At 59.7% G+C, this 20,106-nt stretch carries 21 protein-coding genes, 1 tRNA gene and 1 riboswitch; of the genes, 4 read left to right on the forward strand and 18 right to left on the reverse strand.

Annotated features, from left to right (window positions below; translation table 11 throughout):
* Positions 1-184 precede the first annotated feature (184 nt).
* Both tam and PMI28_RS30490 read left to right on the forward strand, forming a co-directional pair.
* A complete protein-coding gene (gene tam / locus PMI28_RS20155) occupies positions 185-955 on the forward strand; it encodes a trans-aconitate 2-methyltransferase (protein WP_007984681.1) in 771 nt (256 codons plus the stop codon).
* Positions 956-974: 19 nt separating this feature from the next.
* Positions 975-1,166 carry a hypothetical protein gene (locus PMI28_RS30490; RefSeq protein WP_007984682.1) on the forward strand — a complete coding sequence of 64 codons (192 nt, stop codon included), beginning with the start codon at positions 975-977 and terminating at the stop codon, positions 1,164-1,166.
* An 83-nt stretch (positions 1,167-1,249) separates the two neighbouring features.
* On the opposite strand, the gene PMI28_RS20150 is transcribed toward PMI28_RS30490, so the two are convergent.
* The 18 genes from PMI28_RS20150 to PMI28_RS20070 form a co-directional block, all read right to left on the reverse strand.
* Positions 1,250-1,978 (reverse strand): class I SAM-dependent methyltransferase, encoded by a 729-nt coding sequence (locus tag PMI28_RS20150; protein WP_007984684.1) that lies wholly within the window; start codon positions 1,976-1,978, stop codon positions 1,250-1,252.
* Positions 1,979-2,288: 310 nt separating this feature from the next.
* Complete coding sequence (locus PMI28_RS20145) at positions 2,289-2,558, reverse strand: hypothetical protein (protein WP_007984686.1); 270 nt, start codon at positions 2,556-2,558, stop codon at positions 2,289-2,291.
* A 450-nt stretch (positions 2,559-3,008) separates the two neighbouring features.
* Positions 3,009-3,416 carry a type II toxin-antitoxin system HicB family antitoxin gene (locus PMI28_RS20140; protein ID WP_007984688.1) on the reverse strand — a complete coding sequence of 136 codons (408 nt, stop codon included), beginning with the start codon at positions 3,414-3,416 and terminating at the stop codon, positions 3,009-3,011.
* Positions 3,417-3,453: 37 nt separating this feature from the next.
* On the reverse strand, positions 3,454-3,633 hold the full coding sequence (locus PMI28_RS20135) for a type II toxin-antitoxin system HicA family toxin (protein WP_007984690.1): 180 nt from the start codon (positions 3,631-3,633) through the stop codon (positions 3,454-3,456).
* 304 nt (positions 3,634-3,937) lie between these two features.
* Positions 3,938-4,297: a helix-turn-helix domain-containing protein gene (locus tag PMI28_RS20130; protein WP_007984691.1), complete on the reverse strand. Its 360-nt coding sequence runs from the start codon at positions 4,295-4,297 to the stop codon at positions 3,938-3,940.
* On the reverse strand, positions 4,297-4,599 hold the full coding sequence (locus PMI28_RS20125) for a type II toxin-antitoxin system HigB family toxin (RefSeq protein ID WP_007984692.1): 303 nt from the start codon (positions 4,597-4,599) through the stop codon (positions 4,297-4,299). The genes PMI28_RS20130 and PMI28_RS20125 overlap by 1 nt, the downstream gene beginning before the upstream one ends.
* Before the next feature lie 251 nt (positions 4,600-4,850).
* Positions 4,851-4,924, reverse strand: a tRNA-Gly gene (locus tag PMI28_RS0128390).
* 178 nt (positions 4,925-5,102) lie between these two features.
* Entirely contained in the window at positions 5,103-5,987 is an 885-nt protein-coding gene (locus PMI28_RS20120; RefSeq protein ID WP_007984693.1) for an alpha/beta fold hydrolase, read from the reverse strand.
* 314 nt (positions 5,988-6,301) lie between these two features.
* Positions 6,302-6,994, reverse strand: a complete 693-nt coding sequence (locus PMI28_RS20115; protein ID WP_007984696.1) for a pseudouridine synthase — start codon at positions 6,992-6,994, stop codon at positions 6,302-6,304.
* A 33-nt stretch (positions 6,995-7,027) separates the two neighbouring features.
* Complete coding sequence (locus PMI28_RS20110) at positions 7,028-7,246, reverse strand: cysteine-rich CWC family protein (RefSeq protein ID WP_007984698.1); 219 nt, start codon at positions 7,244-7,246, stop codon at positions 7,028-7,030.
* Positions 7,233-8,726, reverse strand: coding sequence for a sensor domain-containing diguanylate cyclase (locus PMI28_RS20105; RefSeq protein ID WP_007984700.1), 1,494 nt, complete (start codon positions 8,724-8,726; stop codon positions 7,233-7,235). The genes PMI28_RS20110 and PMI28_RS20105 overlap by 14 nt, the downstream gene beginning before the upstream one ends.
* A 191-nt stretch (positions 8,727-8,917) precedes the next feature.
* A complete protein-coding gene (atzF, locus tag PMI28_RS20100; RefSeq protein ID WP_007984702.1) occupies positions 8,918-10,696 on the reverse strand; it encodes an allophanate hydrolase in 1,779 nt (592 codons plus the stop codon).
* A gap of 25 nt (positions 10,697-10,721) precedes the next feature.
* Entirely contained in the window at positions 10,722-14,363 is a 3,642-nt protein-coding gene (gene uca, locus PMI28_RS20095; RefSeq protein ID WP_007984703.1) for an urea carboxylase, read from the reverse strand.
* Between the two features lie 306 nt (positions 14,364-14,669).
* The gene (locus tag PMI28_RS20090; protein WP_007984704.1) at positions 14,670-15,311 is read right to left on the reverse strand and encodes an urea amidolyase associated protein UAAP2; all 642 of its coding nucleotides are present in this window, start codon (positions 15,309-15,311) and stop codon (positions 14,670-14,672) included.
* 11 nt (positions 15,312-15,322) lie between these two features.
* The gene (locus PMI28_RS20085; RefSeq protein WP_007984706.1) at positions 15,323-16,048 is read right to left on the reverse strand and encodes an urea amidolyase associated protein UAAP1; all 726 of its coding nucleotides are present in this window, start codon (positions 16,046-16,048) and stop codon (positions 15,323-15,325) included.
* A gap of 13 nt (positions 16,049-16,061) precedes the next feature.
* On the reverse strand, positions 16,062-16,850 hold the full coding sequence (locus PMI28_RS20080) for an ABC transporter ATP-binding protein (RefSeq protein ID WP_007984708.1): 789 nt from the start codon (positions 16,848-16,850) through the stop codon (positions 16,062-16,064).
* A complete protein-coding gene (locus PMI28_RS20075; protein ID WP_007984710.1) occupies positions 16,847-17,662 on the reverse strand; it encodes an ABC transporter permease in 816 nt (271 codons plus the stop codon). The genes PMI28_RS20080 and PMI28_RS20075 overlap by 4 nt, the downstream gene beginning before the upstream one ends.
* 15 nt (positions 17,663-17,677) lie before the next feature.
* On the reverse strand, positions 17,678-18,745 hold the full coding sequence (locus tag PMI28_RS20070) for a putative urea ABC transporter substrate-binding protein (RefSeq protein WP_007984711.1): 1,068 nt from the start codon (positions 18,743-18,745) through the stop codon (positions 17,678-17,680).
* Positions 18,746-18,805: 60 nt separating this feature from the next.
* Positions 18,806-18,906, reverse strand: a riboswitch (guanidine-I (ykkC/yxkD leader).
* Positions 18,907-19,201: 295 nt separating this feature from the next.
* Here PMI28_RS20070 and PMI28_RS20065 point away from each other — a divergent pair.
* Together PMI28_RS20065 and PMI28_RS29450 are read left to right on the forward strand one after the other, a co-directional pair.
* Entirely contained in the window at positions 19,202-19,465 is a 264-nt protein-coding gene (locus tag PMI28_RS20065) for a hypothetical protein (protein ID WP_007984714.1), read from the forward strand.
* A gap of 167 nt (positions 19,466-19,632) precedes the next feature.
* Complete coding sequence (locus tag PMI28_RS29450) at positions 19,633-20,076, forward strand: hypothetical protein (RefSeq protein WP_007984715.1); 444 nt, start codon at positions 19,633-19,635, stop codon at positions 20,074-20,076.
* Positions 20,077-20,106: the final 30 nt, after the last annotated feature.

Here is a 20,106-nt window from a genome sequence, read left to right on the forward strand (position 1 = left end):
GGCTGCTGCTACAGATCGAATTAGCGCTTAACTGACTGGCATTAGCTAATCACGCCGGTTTTTTTCTGAAACGCTTAGCGATGACTCTTACCAAAAGTGGAATAGAGCGGAACCTGTCAGGCGATGTAATGTAGCTACCCGATTGTCGGCTTCGGCCAGAACAACACACCGACAGGAGAACGCAATGAGTTGGTCCGCCAAACAGTACGTCGCTTTTGAAGATGAACGCACCCGTCCCGCCCGTGACCTGTTGGCGGCTATCCCCGCTGGGGACGTGCGCTCGGCCATCGATATCGGTTGTGGTCCCGGTAACTCCACCGAGTTGCTGGTGGAGCGTTTTGCCAACGCAACGGTGCGTGGGCTGGACAGTTCGACCGACATGATCGATGCCGCACGCAAACGCCTGCCTCAGGTGCAGTTCGATGTTGCCGACATCGACACCTGGAATGACAACGGCCCGTTCGACGTGATTTTTGCTAACGCGGTGTTGCAGTGGGTGCCTGATCACGCGACGTTGTTGCCTTCATTGGTTAGCAAACTCTCGGCGGGTGGCAGCCTGGCCGTCCAGATGCCTGACAACCTGAATGAACACTCGCATCGTTTGATGCGTGAAGTCGCCGCTGATGGCCCATGGGTCAGCAAACTGGCGGGCGCCGCTGGGCAACGGACGGAAATGGCCGATGCCAGTGGCTACTATTCGATATTGAAAGCCTGTTGCACTCGCGTCGATGTGTGGCGCACCACTTACCACCATCCGCTGGCGGGTGGCGCGTCTGGCGTGGTGGAGTGGTTCAAGGGCAGTGGCTTGCGGCCGTTTCTCGATCCGCTGGACGAGGCGGAACGGGCGCAGTATCTGAAGCAATATCAGACTGCTATCGAGCGGGCGTATACGGCCTTGGCCGATGGGTCAGTGCTGCTGCCGTTTCCACGGTTGTTTATCGTCGCAACTCGCTGATGCGAAAAAGGGACAGTTGATGAGCGTCACCTGTCCCTTTTTTACCGCTTGGAAAAATCACTGCGGCTTGTTTTTTTTCGAGCGCCGGGCACTCAGGTATTCAAAAGCAAACGAGGCAAAGCCGAACAACCCGATCATTGAAATGATCATGATTCCCAACTCTGAATTGTGCATGTTGATCTCGGGGCCGAAGGGTGAGCCGGGAGAATAAGGGATCAACTGTCTCGCTCAACGCAGCTCTACGGTTTCTTTATTTGCGTGCCGGGATCTATACGCAAAAGATACGAGCGTGGCTCAGCGCTGAACGCCGACCAACATCATCATCGGCCGCTCGCGCTCTTCGGCAAGCGCCGGTTGTGCCGCCACCTCGGTATTGCTCGGCCCCCATTCATTGACATGGCGGATGCTGAAACCCACCGCAATCAGCATGTTGAGCAACGTGCCAATGGTGCGATGCTGCTTGATCACACCGTCGGCCAGCCAATTGGTCACGCGCTCGCCTTCATTCTGATAAGCGTCCACCGGCCAACTCTTGCGGCCCTCGGCATCAATGATCCAGCCAGGGTTACGCGGTGCCATGAAGATCGGATGTTCGATGGAAAACACGAAATGCGCGCCGGGTTTTAGCGCCGCATGGACATTGGCGAACAACCCTGGCAAGTCCTTGATGTAATGCAGCGCCAAGGAGCTGTAGGCCAGATCGAAACCGCCGCCCGGCAGATCCAGGGCTTCCAGGTCGGCGCGCTCATAACGGATGTTCGATGCGGAGGTGGTTTTGCGTGCCTGCTCCAGCATTTTTTCCGAAACGTCGAGCCCGAGCACGCTGTCAGCGCCTTGCTCACTGGCCCAACGGCAGAACCAGCCGTAGCCGCAACCGAGGTCCACCACCTTCAAGCCTTGCATCGGCGGCAGCATGGCCTTCAGCGCAGGCCATTCCGGCGCGGCATCAAGACCTCCAATCGAACGGGCCATCTGGCTGTAGCCCCGGAAGAAACCGGGATCGTCGTAGATGTTTTGGGTCATTTTCGAGTTGCTCTGTTGAAATCATTCATTGGCAGCATCGGAAGTGTTCCGTATGCGTTCTTTCGAAAAATCATGACGCGTGTTCGCTGATGGTCGCGCAGTGGAGAGGGTGGTTGGAGTTGGGGAAAATGCTAGCCGGCCGGGCAATGCCGGTCAGTCGGGGCTGACACCGACCCTGTGGCGAGGGAGCTTGCTCCCGTTGGACTGCGTAGCAGTCCTTTTTAGGGGCCGCTTCGCGGCCCAGCGGGAGCAAGCTCCCTCGCCACAATGACACTTCGCCCCTGCGATTTGAACGTGTGTCGGATGTACGTCAGGACGGTTCTGCATCCATGCGTCGAGCGATGACATCCAGTACATCGCAACCATCGCGCAAGGGGATGCAGCACAATAATGCGAAGTCGCTGAGGATCACGGAGTCAGTGCTGATTTCACCTCGCATCGCGAGGTTTTCGAGAACCTGCGTCACGGCACCGATTCGGTAACGGGCGCTGCTGAGCAGTGAATGCAACGGTTGTTTGGTGTTGACGTAAAAGGAGGGTAGATCGTCGGCGTTGCTGGTTAAAGCCATGTATTCGTTCATGAGTGGTTTCCATGGAGAGTAGATGACCTACCACTCAATCGTCGCCAAACAATAGGGTGGTAGCTGTACGCGGGTTGGCGAACCGGGCCATGGTAAACCGGCAGATCCTGGGATCTCCCACGCACAGCCACCAAAAAAGCAGGCAGCCAAGTGCGTTCAAAAGCGCTCCGAGAGCTACTCGGAGGCTTCTGTACCAAGGCATCGAGTCGCCAAACCCGATACGCCATTTGGGCGTGCTCGGACTATAGGTCTCATGACAAAGGCACAGCAATGCGCAAGTGTACGGACAATTCCCAGTGTCGTGTAGGACGTTGCTTTTTCTGGCGTTGATCTCCTGCATGCCTTTTAAAATCGGGCTTTCACTCTGACTTTGGCAGGTACTTCGCCCAATCCCGCCCACAAAAAAACCGGCCACTTGGGACCGGTTTATTCATGTCAAAAGCAAGGTTTTCAGCTCTGTTGCAACACCTTGAGCGCTGCCGAGGCCAGAAAACCCGAACGGCTTTTCTCTTCCGGGTGATGCAGTACGTACTCATCAATCCGGTTGAGCAGGTAGCCCGGTAAAGTGATGTTCAGTTTTTGGGCCTTGCCCAGATATTTGGTGACGTCGATGTCCACCAGCGCCCATGCACACCCGGCGTATTTTGGATTGGCTGCGTGCAGGGTCACTTTGTTGGCAGGGGGAATGGGCGAACCATCTTCAGCCAGAATTTCGAAGTGGCCTTCAATGGCTTCCCGTGCCATGGCCATCGCGTCATCCAGGTCTTCCCCAGCGGAAAAGCACCCCGGAATGTCGGGGACTTCCACGCCCCAAGCGTGTTGTTCGTCGCCCATTGAAATAGCGATTGGGTACAGCATGTTCATTGTCCTCCGCGGACCTGGCGCGTCGGGCTCCTTAGAGCAGCGCCTGTTGCAAAATACTGATGGCCGTTTTCTTGAGCAGATCTTTCTTCGGATGAGGGACCGTCACCAGCCCCGGCTTGGTCGGATGCTTGAAGTGATGGTGGCTGCCTCTGATTCGTACCAGATACCAGCCGTCCGCAACGATTTGGCTTATCAAAAATCGGCTATTCACATCACCTCCCTGTGGTGTGCTTGTGGGTACTATACCTACTGGAATTCTGTTATCAACACTATACCTACCAAACCTTCCTGGGTTAGGCGGGAAAGCGATAGGCTTTGAGTCTAGGAGGGCGCTGTGGCAAAGGCTTTGGGTAAGCCTGTCATTACCTGTTTTGTGTATTTCGAGGTTTTGCCGTGAACGCGCGGTACAAATGTCGCGCACAAAAAACCGGCCACATGGACCGGTTTTTTCTTACTCTGCATCTCCCGTCAGACAACCTGTGCTGAGGTTGGAATTGGGGGAGGGGTCTACGCTATCAGGCAACACCCGCGAGCAAGCTTTCGTAAGGAATTCGCAACCCATCGTGCAGACGCTTAATCATTGACAGGCTCAATTTGCGTTTGCGGTTCAGCACCTCGGATACCCGTCCGCTTGTGCCGATAAAGGGTTCCAGGTCACGAGGGGTCAGGCCTTGCTGATCCATGCGAAATTTAATGGCCTCAATCGGATCGGACGGAGGCATTGGGTAATGCTCGTCTTCGTACTTTTCGATGAGCAGCGCCAGAATTTCCAGCTCATCACCCTCAGGTGAACCAATTTCAGCTCCCCACAATTGTTCCACGCGTGCAAATGCAGCAGTCAGGTCTTCTTGGTTGCGAATAGGTTTAATGTCCATCACACGGTCTCCGCGTTGATCTGATCGTACTGGGCGTGGGTGCCAACGAATCGTATGAAACCGAGCTGGCGCTGATAGTCGATTGCCATGATCACCCGGTATTTGTTGCCACCGATGTTGAATACAACCCTGCCACCCTTGAGGATGCTGGCCGTTCTCAGCTCCGCTTTAACCTCTTGCGGCGTGCCATAAACAGCTTTTTCCATGTGCCGATACCATTCAACCAGTGGTGTTTCGGAGTCAGCATAAGCCGGGCTACTTTCCCAGAACTCCCGCAATGTCCCTTTTGCAATCACACGCACTGCACGTCCTCCCGTTTTGGGAGATGTTAGTCTGAGTTTTGGAGAGTTGCAATCTCTGATGTCGTGGAGGAAATCCTTTATCGGGACAAGTAAAACGTTAACAAAACCTGGATTTTGCGCGAAAACGCTAATTTTCAGGGTTTGGAGACGCTAACCCAAATCCCGCCCATAAAAAAACCGGCCACTTGGACCGGTTTTTTCTGACTCTGCATCCCCCGTCAAAACCACTTTGACGTGAGACTTAAATTGATTGGAGCGGGTGAAGGGAATCGAACCCTCGTTATCAGCTTGGGAAGCTGGAGTAATGCCATTATACGACACCCGCTCAGAGCGGTGACTTTGTACCAGATGTGCGCATGGAAATGAAGTTTTTCTTTGCGCGAGATGGCTTTAGCGCAGGTGAAACAAGGCACAGACCGCATGACGGTCGATCGCGGGCAAGCCTCGCGCCTGCAGAATACGTTTAACGCAGCAGGGCGGGGCTTGCTCGCGATGACGCTACTTCAGCTTGCCAATGCATGGTGGTCCTGGACGTAGTGGTAACGCGGTCGGCTTTCGTGTTGCGAAGGTTTCAGGAACCCCATCAGTGCGTTGCGGCTGTCTCGGCAGGCGGCTTTGTGTTCCATGTCGAGAAAGTGGCCGGTGGCCTGGAGGGTGCTGAAGGTGCTGTGTTGCACGTGGCCGGCGAACAACCGGGCGTCTTCGGCGGCGGTGTACTCGTCCCATTCGCCGTTCATGAACAGCACCGGCACGTCGATTTTCTTCGCCGCATGCAGGTAGCACTGGCGATCGCTGTGCAACACGTCGTTGATGTGGAAGTGCATCTGCCCGTACTCATGTTCGGCCAGGGAGCTGACGTGGCGATAGTTGAAGCGCTTGAACAGCGACGGCAGGTGTTTGCCGATGGTGTCGTTCACCAGGTGCCCGACCCGGTCGCGGTCCAGGTTGCCGAGGTGTTCGACGCCGCGTTCGAGGTAGTCGAGCATGTGCGCGTTGATCACCGGGGAGAACGAGCTGATCACGGCTTTTTCGATGCGCCGTGGCCGTTGCGACAACGCCATCATGGTCGCCGCACCGCCCCAGGAGAACGACAGCACGTGTTCGGCGGCGAAGTGGTCGATCAGCTCAAGCAGGATCTGTCCTTCGATTTCCTTGGTGAGCATTTTTTCATGCAGGTTGTGGGCTTTTGACCGACCCGCGTAGGGCTGGTCGTAGCAGACGACGTTGAACTGCGGATGGAGGTTTTTCACGGTTTGTGCAAACGACGCAGTCGTGGCCATCGAGCCGTTGACCAAGATAATGGTCTTCTCTGCGGCGTCTGCGCGATAGAACTCCGTGTAAACCCGATACTGACCCTGTATATCCAGCACAGCGATTTCTGGCCTCATGTCATAAGACTCCTGGCAAGCGAGTATGCGCGCAAATGGAGATTGCACGAGCTTTGTGACAGGTAGGCATACGCCTGGAATTTGAGAGGCCCATGTCGATCCATTGCAGTCCGGTCGACGGGTATTGTTATTGGCGGGCAGTCTGCCGGATGAGGCCGGAACCCAAGGGTTCCTACCGGCAAAAAGTTTCTTAGAAGTATGGGGTGACTCGTCGGTCACATTTCGGCCGACGTCCTGATTCAAGCAGGGGTCACATCATTGCGCAAGTGCCGCTGGTAAATTGTTCGACAACTTTCTGCTGAGCGGTCGTGCGCTTAGATCAAGCCGATCTCTTCGTCGCTCAGTGGGCGGTATTCGCCCGGTTTCAACGCGTCGTCGAGCACCAGCGGGCCCATGCATTCGCGGTGCAGGCGCATCACTTTGTTGTTGAAGTGGCCGAACATGCGCTTGACCTGGTGATAGCGGCCTTCGACGATGCTCAGGCGCGCGCATTTCGGCCCGAGCAGTTCCAGCCCGGCGGGTTGCGTGGTGAGGTCTTCGAAGGCGAAGTACAGCCCTTCGCTGAACTTGATGGCGTATTCGGGGCCGATTTCCTGTTCGGTTTCGACGTAATAGACCTTGGGCAGTTTGGTCTGCGGTTGGGTCAGGCGCCGCGACCAGCTACCGTCATTGGTGATCAGCATCAGGCCGGTGGTATTGAAGTCCAGGCGTCCGGCGATGTGCAGTTCGTCCTTGTCCGGTTCATGGATCAAATCGAGCACGGTCGGGTGCTGTGGATCCCGAGTGGCGCTGACGCATCCGGCGGGCTTGTGCAGCATGAAGTGGCGCAATGGTTTGCCCACTTGCAGAACATCGTTGTCGACTTCGACGCGGCTGAATTCGCGGACTTCACTGTGCGGGTCACTGACGACTTTTCCGTCAACCCTGACGCGCTTTTCCACCAGCAACAAGCGCACCTGTTTACGGTTGAAGCACGGCAGGTTGCTGAGGAATCGGTCGACACGCATGACTAAGGATCAGGGAAGTAAGGGGCGCGCATCTTACTGGATCGACTCGGGCGCTGCTCGCAACTGCGCCTCGACTTCGGCGCAACGCGGACACAGGCAGGAGGCATTGCGCAGTTCGGCCGGCAGCGCCTGGAGCACCGCCGGGTCGATGCTGACGCCGTAGCACCAGCAGGCGCGGTCGGCGGTTCGCGGGTCGGCCAGGGTGCAGTCGTTGGGGGCGCCGCAGGCGGGGCAGAGGTCAGACTGGTTCATAACTGGAGTGAGATTTTTCCACGCAGGTTCGGTTACGGCCGGTTTGCTTGGCCCGGTACATCGCATGATCCGCCCGTGACAGCAGGCTGTGCAAGGTGTCATCGGGCTGCAGGGTGGTGAGGCCGATGCTCACGGTCAGTTGCAAGGCTTTGTCGTTGTAGGCATAGCGCTGCTGTTCCACATGCTGGCGAATTTTCTCGGCAATCATCAGACCGGTCTTACCGTCGGTGTCCTTGAGCAGCACGATGAATTCTTCACCGCCCCAGCGGCAGACGATGTCGGAGTGCCGCAGGCAACTTTCCAGATCCCGTGCGAAACCGATCAGTACCTGATCGCCGGCCAGGTGGCCGTAGGTGTCGTTCAACGCCTTGAAGTGGTCAAGGTCCAGCAGCAAAGCGGTCAGTGGTTTGGGCTCGCGCCGGGCTTCGTGCATGGCCTGCGCGGCCAGCAGGTCGAAGCCGCGACGGTTGGGCAGTTCGGTCAGACTGTCGAGGATGGCCTGGGCCTGGATCTTGTCCTGATAGCGCTTGATCACCCGGTTGAGCAGGGCCAGTACGGTCAGTGTGACCAACAGGCAGATCAGCAGGTTGAGGTACAGCGACTGGCGGATTTCACCCAGGGCGCTGTCTTCGCGTTTATTGACGAACAGGTACCAGTTCAGCTCCGGGATAAACCGCACGTTGAGGAAATGTCCCTGGCCCTGCACGGAGTATTCGTAGCTGCCGCTGTGGGGTTGAGGCAGTCGACTGACCAGGTCTTTCATGCTGTCGAGTTCGCCGAGTTTCTGCCCGATGCGTGCACCCTGCGGACCCCCTTCAGCGCCGGTGAGCACCAGGCGCCCGGAGTTGTCGACGAAATACACACTGCGCTGATAACGCTGTTGGTACTTGTCGATCAGCTTGATCACGGCGTCGACGGTCAGGCCAACCCCGGCCGCACCGATGAATCGGTCGTTGTAGTCGTAGACCTTGTAGTTGATGAAGAAGGTCAGGTCGTCCTTGTTGGCGAGGTCCGGGTCGACGTTGATCTCGTAAGGATCCTTCATGTCCCGCACGCGAAAGTACCAGGCATCGCGGGGTTCGGTGGCCTTGACCTGTTTGAGCACACCCTTGGCGTGGTAGTAGGTCAGGCTGGTGTTGGAGACGAAGAACGCGGTGTAGGCGCCATAGTGGGTCATGACCTCGTTGAGGTAACGGGTCATCTGGTCGGAATCTTTTTCACCGTTGACCACCCAGTCGCGCATGAAGGTGTCGCGGGCCATCATCGAGGAAATCAGGATCGGCCTGACCAGGTCTTTCTGGATTTCCGAATAGACCGTGTCCGACGTCAGCGGCAGCTCGGTGTTGACGATGTTGTCGCGGATCGACGCCCGGGAGGCGTAGTAACTGAGAAAGGAAGTAGCGAGAAAGCCTGCACCCAGCAATGCGACCAGCGTGAGGACCAAGGAACGTTGAGAATACAGCGGCGAGCGAAGCGGCATGGCAGTTCCGTTGGCAGTGGTCCGATGGCAGGCATTCTAATGGCACTGCGGGGGAAAAACTGCGGCATTTGCAGAATGAACCGGCAAGCATCAAGGGCTGTGGTGCCTGAGCCGACGCCTTCGCGGGCAAGCCCGCTCCCACAGGTACAGCGCGGTCCTTGTGGGAGCGGGCTTGCCCGCGAATCGAGAGATCAACGCAGACTTTTCAGGTAGACCCGCCACCCACCCAAATGACTGATGTTCACCGCGCCCTCCAGCCCATACGCCTCGCAGATAAACCCGCTCTCCCAGCGCCCATCCGCCAGTTGCACTTTGCCCAACCCCAGCGGCGCCGGAATCCCGGTCAGGAACGAACCCAGTTCTCGGCTTGGCAACTCCCAGACTTCCACTGCAATCGCCACGCCGCCATCCTTCACGCGGACCATGCCCGGACGAAACGGCGGGCCACCGGCCAGGGCATAGAGTTGATAATCCGGCGAGCTGAATGTCGTTTCCACCAACCGGGCACCGCGCTGCTTGAGCTGCCAGTTCAGCGTCAACCCGTCCAGGTGCGCACCACAGACCACCAGTCGCGCCCGATCATGGCGTGCAACCGTCACCGGAGCAGGTGCGGCCAGGCCTTGCTGGCGCTGCAAGGCATCCGCCACGCTCAACAGATACTGATCGGTAAAGGCCCGCCCAAACAGCGTCACACCCCATGGCAGGCCGTTGTCCATGAACGCGCTGGGTACGGCAACGGCGGCGAAATCGAGCAGGTTCATGAAGTTGGTGTAGTAGCCCAGTTCCGAATTGCGCAGCACCGGTTCGGCCTCGAGCTCCGCCAGCCTGACCGGGCGGCCGATGGTCGGCGTGACGACGCAGTCAAGGCCTTCCAGCGCTGTGTCGCACAAGGCTTTGAGCGCTTGCAGCCGGTATTGGGCGCGGAAGGTTTGCACACCATCGACACTAGGCGCCTTGGCTAATACGGCGCGAATCACTGGCAACACGGCCTCGGGGTTTTGCGCCATCAACTCACCGGCCACGCTGTAGCGCTCGGCTACCCACGGGCCTTCATAGAGCAAACGTGCGGCCTCCAGGAACGGCGACAGGTCCAGTTCCACCGCTTCCCCGCCCAAGGCCCTGAGGCGGTCGATGGCATCACCGAACAACAGCGGGCCTTCAGGGCAGCCGAAGAATTGCAGGTCCTGTGCACGGGGTACGCCGAAACGGAACGGGCGCGGGGTGCCGAACGCCGAGCCGTCGTTCCACAACGGGTTGCTGCGGCTGTATTCGTCCCGCGGGTCGAGGCGTGCGGTGAGTGCCAGCAACTGACTGGCCTCCCGTGCGGTGGCGGTAAATGTGGTGACGCAATCGAGCGTACGACAGGCCGGTACGACGCCGGCCGTCGAGATCAGGCCCTTGGTGGCCTTCATGCCGACCAGGTTGTTCAACGCCGCCGGTACACGCCCGGAGCCGGCGGTGTCGGTGCCCAACGAAAAGCTCGCGACCCCGAGCGCCACTGCCAGCGAAGAACCGGCGCTGGAACCGCCTGACGGATACTCCGGCAACACGCTATTGGGGCACGCGCCATATGGCGAGCGACTGCCATTGAGACCGGTGGCGAACTGGTCGAGATTGGTCTTGCCCAGAGGAATAGCCCCCAGCGCCAGCAGTTGCTCGACGATGGTTGCCGAACGCTCGGGCACGTAGGCGAACGCCGGGCAGGCCGCGGTGGTCGGGATACCGGCCAGGTCAATATTGTCCTTGATTGCGAAGGGCACGCCATACAGCGGCAGGCTGTCGATATCGCGACCGTCGAGCGCGGCGAGGTACGGTTCCAGCTCTTCGACGCTGAGCAAATGGATGAACAGGTGATAGTCCGGATTCAGTGCCGCGGCTTTGTCCCGCAGGTTCAGCAGCAATTGCCGGGGAGTGAGACTGCCGTTGCGATAAGCGCTGCGCAGGGCGTCGAATTGCAGATTGATATTCATGGCTTGAGTCCTTGGCAAAATGGGTTCACTCGAGTTCCAGCACTACAACGCGCTGCCCGGCGCGCACCGCCGACCCCGGTTGCACGCGAATCTCGCGCACCACGCCGGCCATTGGTGCGAGCAGGGGGATTTCCATCTTCATCGACTCCAGAATCACCAGCACGTCACCGGCCTCGACGCAGCTGCCGATCTCGACCTGAACCTGCCAGAGGTTGCCGGCGATGTGGCTGTCGACGCTCTGTTGAGCGCTGGCCAGCGGTGCCTCTTCGGTGGCCTCCGGGGCCAGTTCTTCACTGTCGAAATGCGCCTGGCCACTGGCGATCCAGCGTTCGCGTTCGGCGTTGAACGCGGCTTTTTGCTGATCGCGAAACGCGGCAATGGTCTCGGCTTCTTGAGCCAGAAACGCCTGGTAATCCGCAAGTTTCAACTGACCGTGCTCGATGTTCAGGTCGAAGCGTCCAAGGGGGAAATCCCGGCGTATGCGCAGCAGTTCATCGGCGCTGACCGGGTAAAAACGGATTTGGTCGAAAAACCGCAACAACCACGGTTTGCCATCGAACGCGGCGACTTCGCGGTAGCGGTTCCACATCTGCAACGTGCGCCCGACAAACTGATAACCGCCGGGGCCTTCCATGCCGTAGACGCACATGTAGGCGCCACCAATGCCCACCGAGTTCTCGGCGGTCCAGGTGCGCGCCGGGTTGTACTTGGTAGTCACCAGTCGATGGCGCGGGTCGAGCGGGGTGGCGACCGGTGCGCCGAGGTAAACGTCACCGAGGCCCATCACCAGGTAACTGGCATTGAACACCGTGCGTTGTACTTCATCGAGGTTCGGCAGGTCGTTGATGCGACGGATGAACTCCAGGTTGCTCGGGCACCACGGCGCGTCCTTGCGCACCGTGGTCATGTATTTCTCGATGGCCAACTGGCACGCAGGGTCATCCCAGGACAGCGGCAGATGGACGATGCGCGAGGGTACTTGCAGGTCTTTGGCGGCGCACACGGCGTCCCATTCGCCGGCGACGATGCCGAGCAGATCCGCCAGCGGCAGTTGTTCGGGCTGGTAGTGCACTTGTAGTGAACGGATGCCCGGCGTCAGGTCGATCACGCCGTGCAGGTGTTTGCTTTCCAGGGCTTGCATCAGGGCGTGGGCGCGGAAGCGCAGGACCAGGTCCAGTTCCGGGGCGCCGATTTCCAGCAGCAGGTGTGTATCGCCGGACAGTCTTGCGACCAGCCGCGTATCGTCCTTGCCGATATCCAACACCACAGGCGACACAACCCCCTGTAGGAGCGAGCTTGCTCGCGAAGGTGTGTCAGTCGACATCAGGGTGGCTGACACACCATCGCGAGCAAGCTCGCTCCTACAGGATTGATCCCATTTAAAGGCCAGGGTGCGGGCGGTCTTGATTTCGATGGGGGAGAACTGCACCTTGTCCCCAGCCTTGAGCTGCCCCAGTTGCCAAAGATCTGCCTCGATCACGGTCACCGGGCACACGAACCCGCCAAGGCTCGGGCCATCCGGGCCGAGGATGACCGGCATGTCACCGGTGAAATCCACCGCACCAATCGCATATGGATTGTCGTGAATGTTCGACGGATGCAAACCCGCCTCGCCACCATCGGCACGCACCCATTCCGGTTTTGGTCCGATCAACCGGACGCCCGTGCGGCTGGAATTGAAATGCACTTCCCACTGCGTGGCGAAGAATGTGTCGATGTAGTTTTCGGTGAAGTATTCCGGGGCGCCGTGCGGACCGTAGATCACGCGGATTTGCCGTACGCCGGGCAATTCGTTGAGCTGATTTTCAGCCAATACCTGACCGGCGCTGCGATCGCTCAAGGCCGCTACATGCAACACGTCGCCGGCACGCAAGGCGCGACCGCCGTGGCCACCAAACTGGCCGAGAGTGAAGGTACTTTTGCTGCCCAGATAATCCGGCACTTGCAGACCGCCGCGCAGGCACAGATAACTGCGAGCCCCTGCACCGGCAATTGTGCCGAGGCTCAACGTAGCACCGGCCGGAACCAGCAGCGTCGTGTTCATCGCAACGGCTTCACCGTTCAGCGTCAATGGAATTTGCGCTCCGGTCACCGCCACTACCGCTTCGCAATTGAAGCGCAGCAACGGTCCACTCATGGTGATTTCCAGCGCCGCCGCGCCTTCGTCATTGCCCAGCAAACGATTGCCCAAGCGCAATGCCCGACTGTCCATCGGCCCCGATGGCGGAACGCCGACCGCCCAATAACCGAGGCGGCCGGGATAGTCCTGAACGCTGGTTTGGGTGCCAGCGCTGAGCACCTCGAACGTGTTGGCCTGATAGACCAGGCCTTCCAGGCAACGGGTCCACGGCTGGCCGCTGGCGAAGGGCGAATCAAGCAGAATCTGCCGCAGGTAGTCGCGGTTGGTTTCCACGCCGTAGAGCAGGCTGTCGCCCAAGGTCTGGTGCAAGTCAGCGGCGGCTTGTTCGCGGGTCGGTGCCCAGGTGATGACCTTGGCGATCATCGGATCGAAGTAGGGCGGGATCTCGCAACCGGCCTCGACCCAGGTGTCGATGCGCAGTTGTTTGCCGTCGGCGGTGGGGAAATTCACGGCAGTCAGCAAACCGGGGCTCGGTTGAAAATCACGCCCGGGATCTTCGGCATACAACCGCGCCTGAATCGCATGTCCATCAGGCTTCAGGCCTTGGATTAACCCGCTCAACGGGGGCAAATCACCCGCCGCCAGTTGCACCATCCAGCGCACCAGGTCGACGCCCCATACCTGCTCCGTAACGCCGTGTTCCACCTGCAAGCGAGTGTTAACTTCCAGAAAGTAGAAACGCCGTGCATCGCTGTCGAAAACGAACTCCACAGTGCCGGCGCTGCGGTAATTCACCGCTTTGGCCAGTTTGATCGCGGCCGCGCACAACTCATCGGCCATGTCGTCGGGCAGGTTCGGCGCCGGGGTTTCTTCGAGGACTTTCTGGTTGCGGCGCTGCACCGAGCAATCGCGCACGCCGAGGGCGATCACCTCGCCGTGACCGTCGCCAAACACCTGCACTTCCAAGTGACGGGCGCGCTGGATGTACTTCTCGATGAACACACCGGCGTCGCTGAAGTTGTTCTGGCCGAGGCGTTTGACGGCTTCGAAGGATTCGCTCAACTCGGCCGCGCTGCGGCATACGCGCATGCCGATGCCGCCACCGCCAGCGGTGCTTTTGAGCATCACCGGATAGCCGACCTGTTCACCGGCCAGCAGCGCGGCATCGAGGCTGTCGAGCAGTTCGGTGCCTTCGAGCATCGGCACGCCGTGTTGTTTGGCCAGGGCGCGCGCGGTGTGCTTGAGGCCGAACACCCGTAGTTGCTCCGGCGTCGGGCCGATGAAGGCGATACCGGCGGTTTCGCAGGCTTCGGCGAACGCGGCGTTTTCCGAGAGAAAGCCGTAGCCGGGATGGATCGCGGTGGCGCCGCTGGTTCTGGCGATGGCGAGGATCTTTTCGACCGCCAGGTAAGTGCCGGCGGCCGCGCCCTCACCGAGGCTGTGGGCCTCGTCGGCTTGCAGGATGTGCAGGCTGGCGGCATCGGCCTCGGAGTAGACGGCGACACCCTGCACTTGCAGTTCACGCAAGGTACGCAAGATGCGGCAAACGATGGCGCCACGGTTGGCAATCAGGACTTTTTCGAACATGGCATAACCCCCGGAGGCGATAGCGCATCAGCCTCGACTGGGATGCGGGCCGTCCCGCAGTTTTTCGACAGGCGCCAGGGTCGTCCCCGGCGGCAGAATCAGTTCTCTTCCAGACACTGCTGATCCCCTGTGGGAGCGGGCTTGCTCGCGAAGGGGGCGTGTCAGTCGACTTCGATGTGTCTGATTCACCGCTTTCGCGAGCAAGCCCGCTCCCACATGGGGATTTGTGGTGCTTTTACTGTTTGAGGCACTGGCCTGAACGGGCCTGGCACAGGGCAAACAACCAACGGCGCAAACGGCGGAGTTTCAGTTCCATACCAGCAGCTCCGCAGGGGTGGGGTTGTAGGCGTTGCACGGGTTGTTCAATTGAGGGCAGTTGGAGATCAGCACGATCACGTCCATTTCGGCGCGCAGGTCGACGTACTTGCCCGGTGCGGAAATCCCGTCTTCAAAGCTCAGGCCGCCATCAGCCGTGACCGGTACGTTCATGAAGAAATTGATGTTCGGCCCGATGTCGCTCTTGCCCAGGCGGCCATCGTGGACACAGGCGCGCAAGTAGTTGTCGCGGCAGCTGTGCATGTAGCGTTTTTCCAGGGCGTAGCGCACGGTGTTGCTCTCTTGCGCACAGGCGCCGCCGAGGGTGTCGTGACGCCCGCAGGTGTCGGCGACGATGGTCAGCATCGGCTTGCCGAGGTTGGAATACAGCACGCTGCCGGTGCTCAGGTACACGCTGTTCTGCCGGCGCAAGGTGCGCTGTACGTCGTAGCGTTCTTTTGGATTGGCGACGCTGTAGAACAGCGTATCGACCGCCTGATTGCCTTCCAGGTCGAGGATGCGCAGGGTCTGGCCGGCCTTGACCTCCATCAGCCAGGGTTCGCCGGCGGGGATGGTGGCGCGGTAGACCGCGGTTTCAGGCGACTGTGGAGCGGTGGCGATTGCGAGTGACATGGCAGCGATCCTCAGGCGAACAAACGGTCGGTGTTGATGAAGCCGCGCTCGTTTTCCGGGCGCGAGGTGCGGCAGTGTTCGGCGACGCTGGCGTCGGCGTTCATCCAGCTGAGTTTCAGCGGTTTCGGTGCGTATTCCGGCGTCGGGTCCATCGGGTGTTGCAGAGCGGTGAGCACCACCAGGGTGTCCATCGGCGCGTACAACTCGATGTAGTCGCCGGCCTTGGAATTGCCCTCGACGAAATGGAAGCGCCCGGCGTCGTCGACGTTCACGCGGCTGAACAGGTTGAGGGTCATCAGCAGGTCGGACAGACCCAGCCCCCACTTGCCCAGCTCCACCAGCAGGTTGTCGGTGCCGTTGCGGAAGAAGCCGTTGCGCAGTTCCTGGTAGCGGCCTGCACCGTACTTTTCTGCGACTTCTTCAGCGCAGAGCACGCCGCCCAGGCTGTCGCTCCAGCCGCAAGTGTCGGCGGTGATGGCGGCTAGTACGCGGCCCATGTCCGAGTACAGGCAATGGCCGGCGGTGAGCTTGGCGGTGTGTTGGCATTTGAGGCTGTCGGGCAGGTTCAGGCGTTCGGTTTTTTCATTGGCATTGAGCAACGTCAGGCTGACATTGGCGCCGCCGCGCAGGTCGGTCAGGCGCAGCAGTTGGCCGCGCTTGAGCACAAAAGAGCGATGGCCGCCGCCGGGGAGCATTTCTTCGGCGAAGGGCGGGAACAACTGGGTCGAATCGGTCACTGGAAAATTCCTCTCAAGCAGTTCGAAGTGAGCCCGCCAGTTGCACCGGCAAGGCGTCGACGACGGCACGGTCGGTGCGGCGGTCGCTGTTCAAAGGGATGTCGTAGGTGATGCGTGCGCCATAGGCGCCGGGTGCGTGCGGGTCGAGGCGAACCTTGTCGAACACCAGCAGGCGCGTACCGAGGCTGAAACCTTCGGACAGGTCATGGGTGACCATGAACACTGTCAGTCGGGTCTCGCGCCACAGCTCCAGCAGCAAGGCGTGCATGTCTTTGCGGATGCCCGGATCGAGGGCACCGAACGGTTCGTCGAGCAACAGCACGCGGGGCTTCATGATCAGTGCCTGGGCGATGGCCAGTCGTTGCTGCATGCCGCCGGAAAGCTGCGCGGGGTACTTGTCCAGCGAGTGACCGAGGCCGACTTTGCGCAGCAGCTCCGAAGCCTGTTCCCGGGCCTCACGTTTGGCGCTGCCGAACAGGCGGCCGAGCAACGGTGAGCGGGGCAGTTCGAGGCCGAGGGCGACGTTGTCCAGTACGCTCAAATGCGGGAACACCGAGTAGCGCTGGAACACCACGCCACGACTGGCGTCCGGCTCACTGGCCAAGGGCAGACCGTCGAGCAGGATCTCGCCGCGACTGGCGCGTTCCTGGCCGAGCAGCAGGCGCAGGAAGGTCGATTTACCGCAACCGGAAGCGCCGACGAGTGTGCAGAACTCACCCTCATTGACGTTCAGGTTCAAGCCTTCGAGCACCACCTGATCGGCGTATTGTTGCCAGACGTTTTTAACGCTGATGAAGCTCATTTGGCGGCCCCCTCGTACCAAGGGAACGCCCGACGAGTCAGGTATTTGAGCCCCCAATCCATCAGCCAGGCAAGCAGGGTGATCCACACCACATACGGCAGGATCACGTCCATTGCCAGGTAGCGGCGCACCAGGAAAATCCGGTAGCCGAGGCCGTCGGTAGAGGCGATGGCTTCGGCGGCGATCAGGAACAGCCACGCCGAGCCGAGCATCAGCCGCAGCGAAATCAACAACCGTGGCAGCAGCTGTGGCAGCACCACCCGCAGCATCAGGGTCCAGGTCGAGGCACCGAGGGTCTGGGCCTTGATCAGCAACTCCACGGGAATTTCCCGAGCACGCTGTTCCAGGTCACGGGCCAGGGCCGGTGTGATGCCGATCACGATCAACATCACTTTCGACAGCTCTCCCAGGCCGAAGACGATGAACAGGATCGGCAGGATCGCCAGCGGTGGCACCATCGACAGCACCGTCAACAACGGCGATAGCGGCGCGCCGAACAACGGCAGGGTGCCAGCGGCGATACCCAGGCACAGCCCGGCCAAGGCGCTGATCCCCAGGCCGATGGCCAGACGTTGCAGGCTGGACGCCGTGTCCTGCCAGAGCAGGTATTCGCCGGTGCGGGTGTCGGCCACGAACGCCAGGCGTTTCACCGCATCGGTCATTTGCACGGCGCTGGGCAGCAGCTTGTCATTGGGGTTGTCCACCAGTCGCTCGGCCGAGCCCATGAAGTAGACGAACAGCACCAGGGCGAACGGCAGGATCACCAACAGCAGGCGACTCGGGCGATCCGGGTGACGGTTGATCAGGCGCATGGCCAAGTCCTCTTCTTACAGCTTGGCGTCGGCGGCCATCTGCACGTAACTCGGGTCGAAGCGCAGCTTGAGGTTGCTCTTGTCGCCGCTGGTCACGCCGTTGGCGAAGGCCATGCCGACTGCGCTGGTGTCCTTGGCGCCTTCACCCAGCAAGCCGTGCTGGAAGGAGAACTCGGCGACTTTGCGCATGGTCTCCGGCAGTTGCTTGCTGGTGCTGAACGCCAGGGCTTCCTTGGGCGTGGTGAACAATTTGGTGGTGTCCAGTTGTGCCTGGAAACCCGGCAGGTCAGTGCCCGAGGCCTTGGCCATGTGTTCCAGTGCGGCTTTGCCCGCGGCGGTCCTGGCGTTCATCAACTCGACCACTTCAAACCAGGCGCCGGTCAGCGCCTTGCCAAGGGCCGGGTTGTCTTTGAGGGTTTGGGAGTTGACCACCATCATGTCCATGATTTCGCCGGGGATCTGGCTGGAGTTGAACACTTCGGTCACCGCAGGCTTGGCCTTGATGTCCGAGAGCATCGGGTTCCAGGTGGTGACGGCGTTGACCTGTTCGGTGTTGAAGGCCGCCGAAATATCGGCGTCGGAGGTGTTGACCACTTTCAGGTCTTTCTCGGTGAGGTCCACCGAATCAAGGGCGCGAGCCAGCAGGTAGTGGGAGACCGAGAGCTCCACCAGGTTGACGTCCATGCCCTTGAGGTCGGCGACTTTCTTGCCTTCGCCCTTGAGCACGATGCCGTCGTTGCCGTTGGAGAAATCGCTGACGATCAGCGCAGTGCTGTCGACGCCACCGGCCGCCGGAATGGTCAGCGCGTCCATGTTGGTCATGGTGCAACCGTCGAACTGGCCGGCGGTGTACTGGTTGATCGATTCGACGTAGTCATTGAGCTGCACCACGTCGATCTTGATGCCGTACTTTTTCGCCCATTTATCGACGATGCCCTGGCTGCCGGCATATTCCCATGGCATCCAGCCGGCGTAGATCGTCCAGCACACGCTGAAGTGGTCCTTCTGGGCGGCCTGGGACGAGAGGCTCACGAGGGCTGCGAACGCAGCAGCGAGCAGGGCGGGTAAACGAAGCTTGGACATGATGGTTCTCCAGTTGATCAAGGACGGACAGGAAGGCAGCGGCACCGCGAACGGTGGCTTGTCTCCCGGGCTTTTGTCCCGCCGTGTAACCTCAACTGGAGGTCGCCAACTCTCGGACCAGTCACTCGCCATCGCGAGCCGGAACCCTAGTCAGCCATTGCAAATTGTGGTGCCGCGAACCTGTGGTGACGCCTGCACATTTTTTTGGAACAACTGCGCTAAAGCGAGAGACGTGCCAAGTTGGCCCGAGCGCTCTAGTGCGGGGGGTGGAGTGGTCGAGGAGGGTGATCGGGAGGGCGGACTGCCTTGTGATGGTGCGCAGATGCACTGCATTGGAACGTGTCCGCCGCTGATCCGAAGGTTGATGCAACGTTGCACTTGGCAGAGGTTTGCCAGTCAAAACAGATGTCAGTCGATGAGTGCCGACTGCTGTCACAGGTCTTTACGGAGGCCGTCATGTTGCGTCGTTTGTTGTTGGGTGCAGTGCTCGGTTTTGGATTGTCTGGCTGCTATTACTACGACAGTCCCGCCGACGTCTACGGGACATCTTATTACTACCCCGGTTACTACTCGCCTTATTACTACAGCCCACGTTATTACGGTGGCTATCGCCCCTATTACTACGGTGGGCACGGTTACTACGGTGGCCATGGCTATCGCGGCGGTTGGTATCACGGAGGTGGATATCATGGCGGTGGATTTCACGGCGGCCACCGTTAATCAGGGCGTGAATGGATGAAAAACCTTTCATCGGCCAGATGTTTCCACTTGTTTCAAGGGCGCACCAGATTCCGAAATCGATGTCTGATCTTTCGACAGTCACCGAACATTTGACTGTCGCTTGCCAGCGTCGCTGGTGTGGCTCACCCGCGGTCCAGGAGGCCGCCATGCTCTGTCAAAATAAGCTGCGGCGAATTCTTCTACTTGTTGTGTCGGGATTGTCCCTTGGTGGGTGCGTGCCTTATTACGACGAAGGAGGCAGTTACTACAGTTCCGAAGTCTATACCTCGCCTGCGCCAACCTATTACGCCGGGGGGAGTTCCTACTATTCCAATGGTTACTACACACCGTCACCACGGTATTACATGCCGCCAGCGCGGTATTACCAGCCGACACCGCGCTATTACTACCAGCCGCGGATGTATCAACCGCGCTATTACCAACCCGCTCCGCGTTACTACCAGCCATATCGGGGTGATTACCGGATGCATCAGAACCATGGCTGGGACGGCCGTAACCGCGGGGACTGGAACAATGACAATCGAGGCCGAGACTGGCGCAACCATCGTGGCGAACGCGGCGATCACAACTGGCGGGGTAATCACCGCTAGTTTTGTATAGAACACAGCTCTAATGTGGGA

It is taken from the genome of Pseudomonas sp. GM48 (genome assembly GCF_000282335.1).
Classification (GTDB): domain Bacteria; phylum Pseudomonadota; class Gammaproteobacteria; order Pseudomonadales; family Pseudomonadaceae; genus Aquipseudomonas.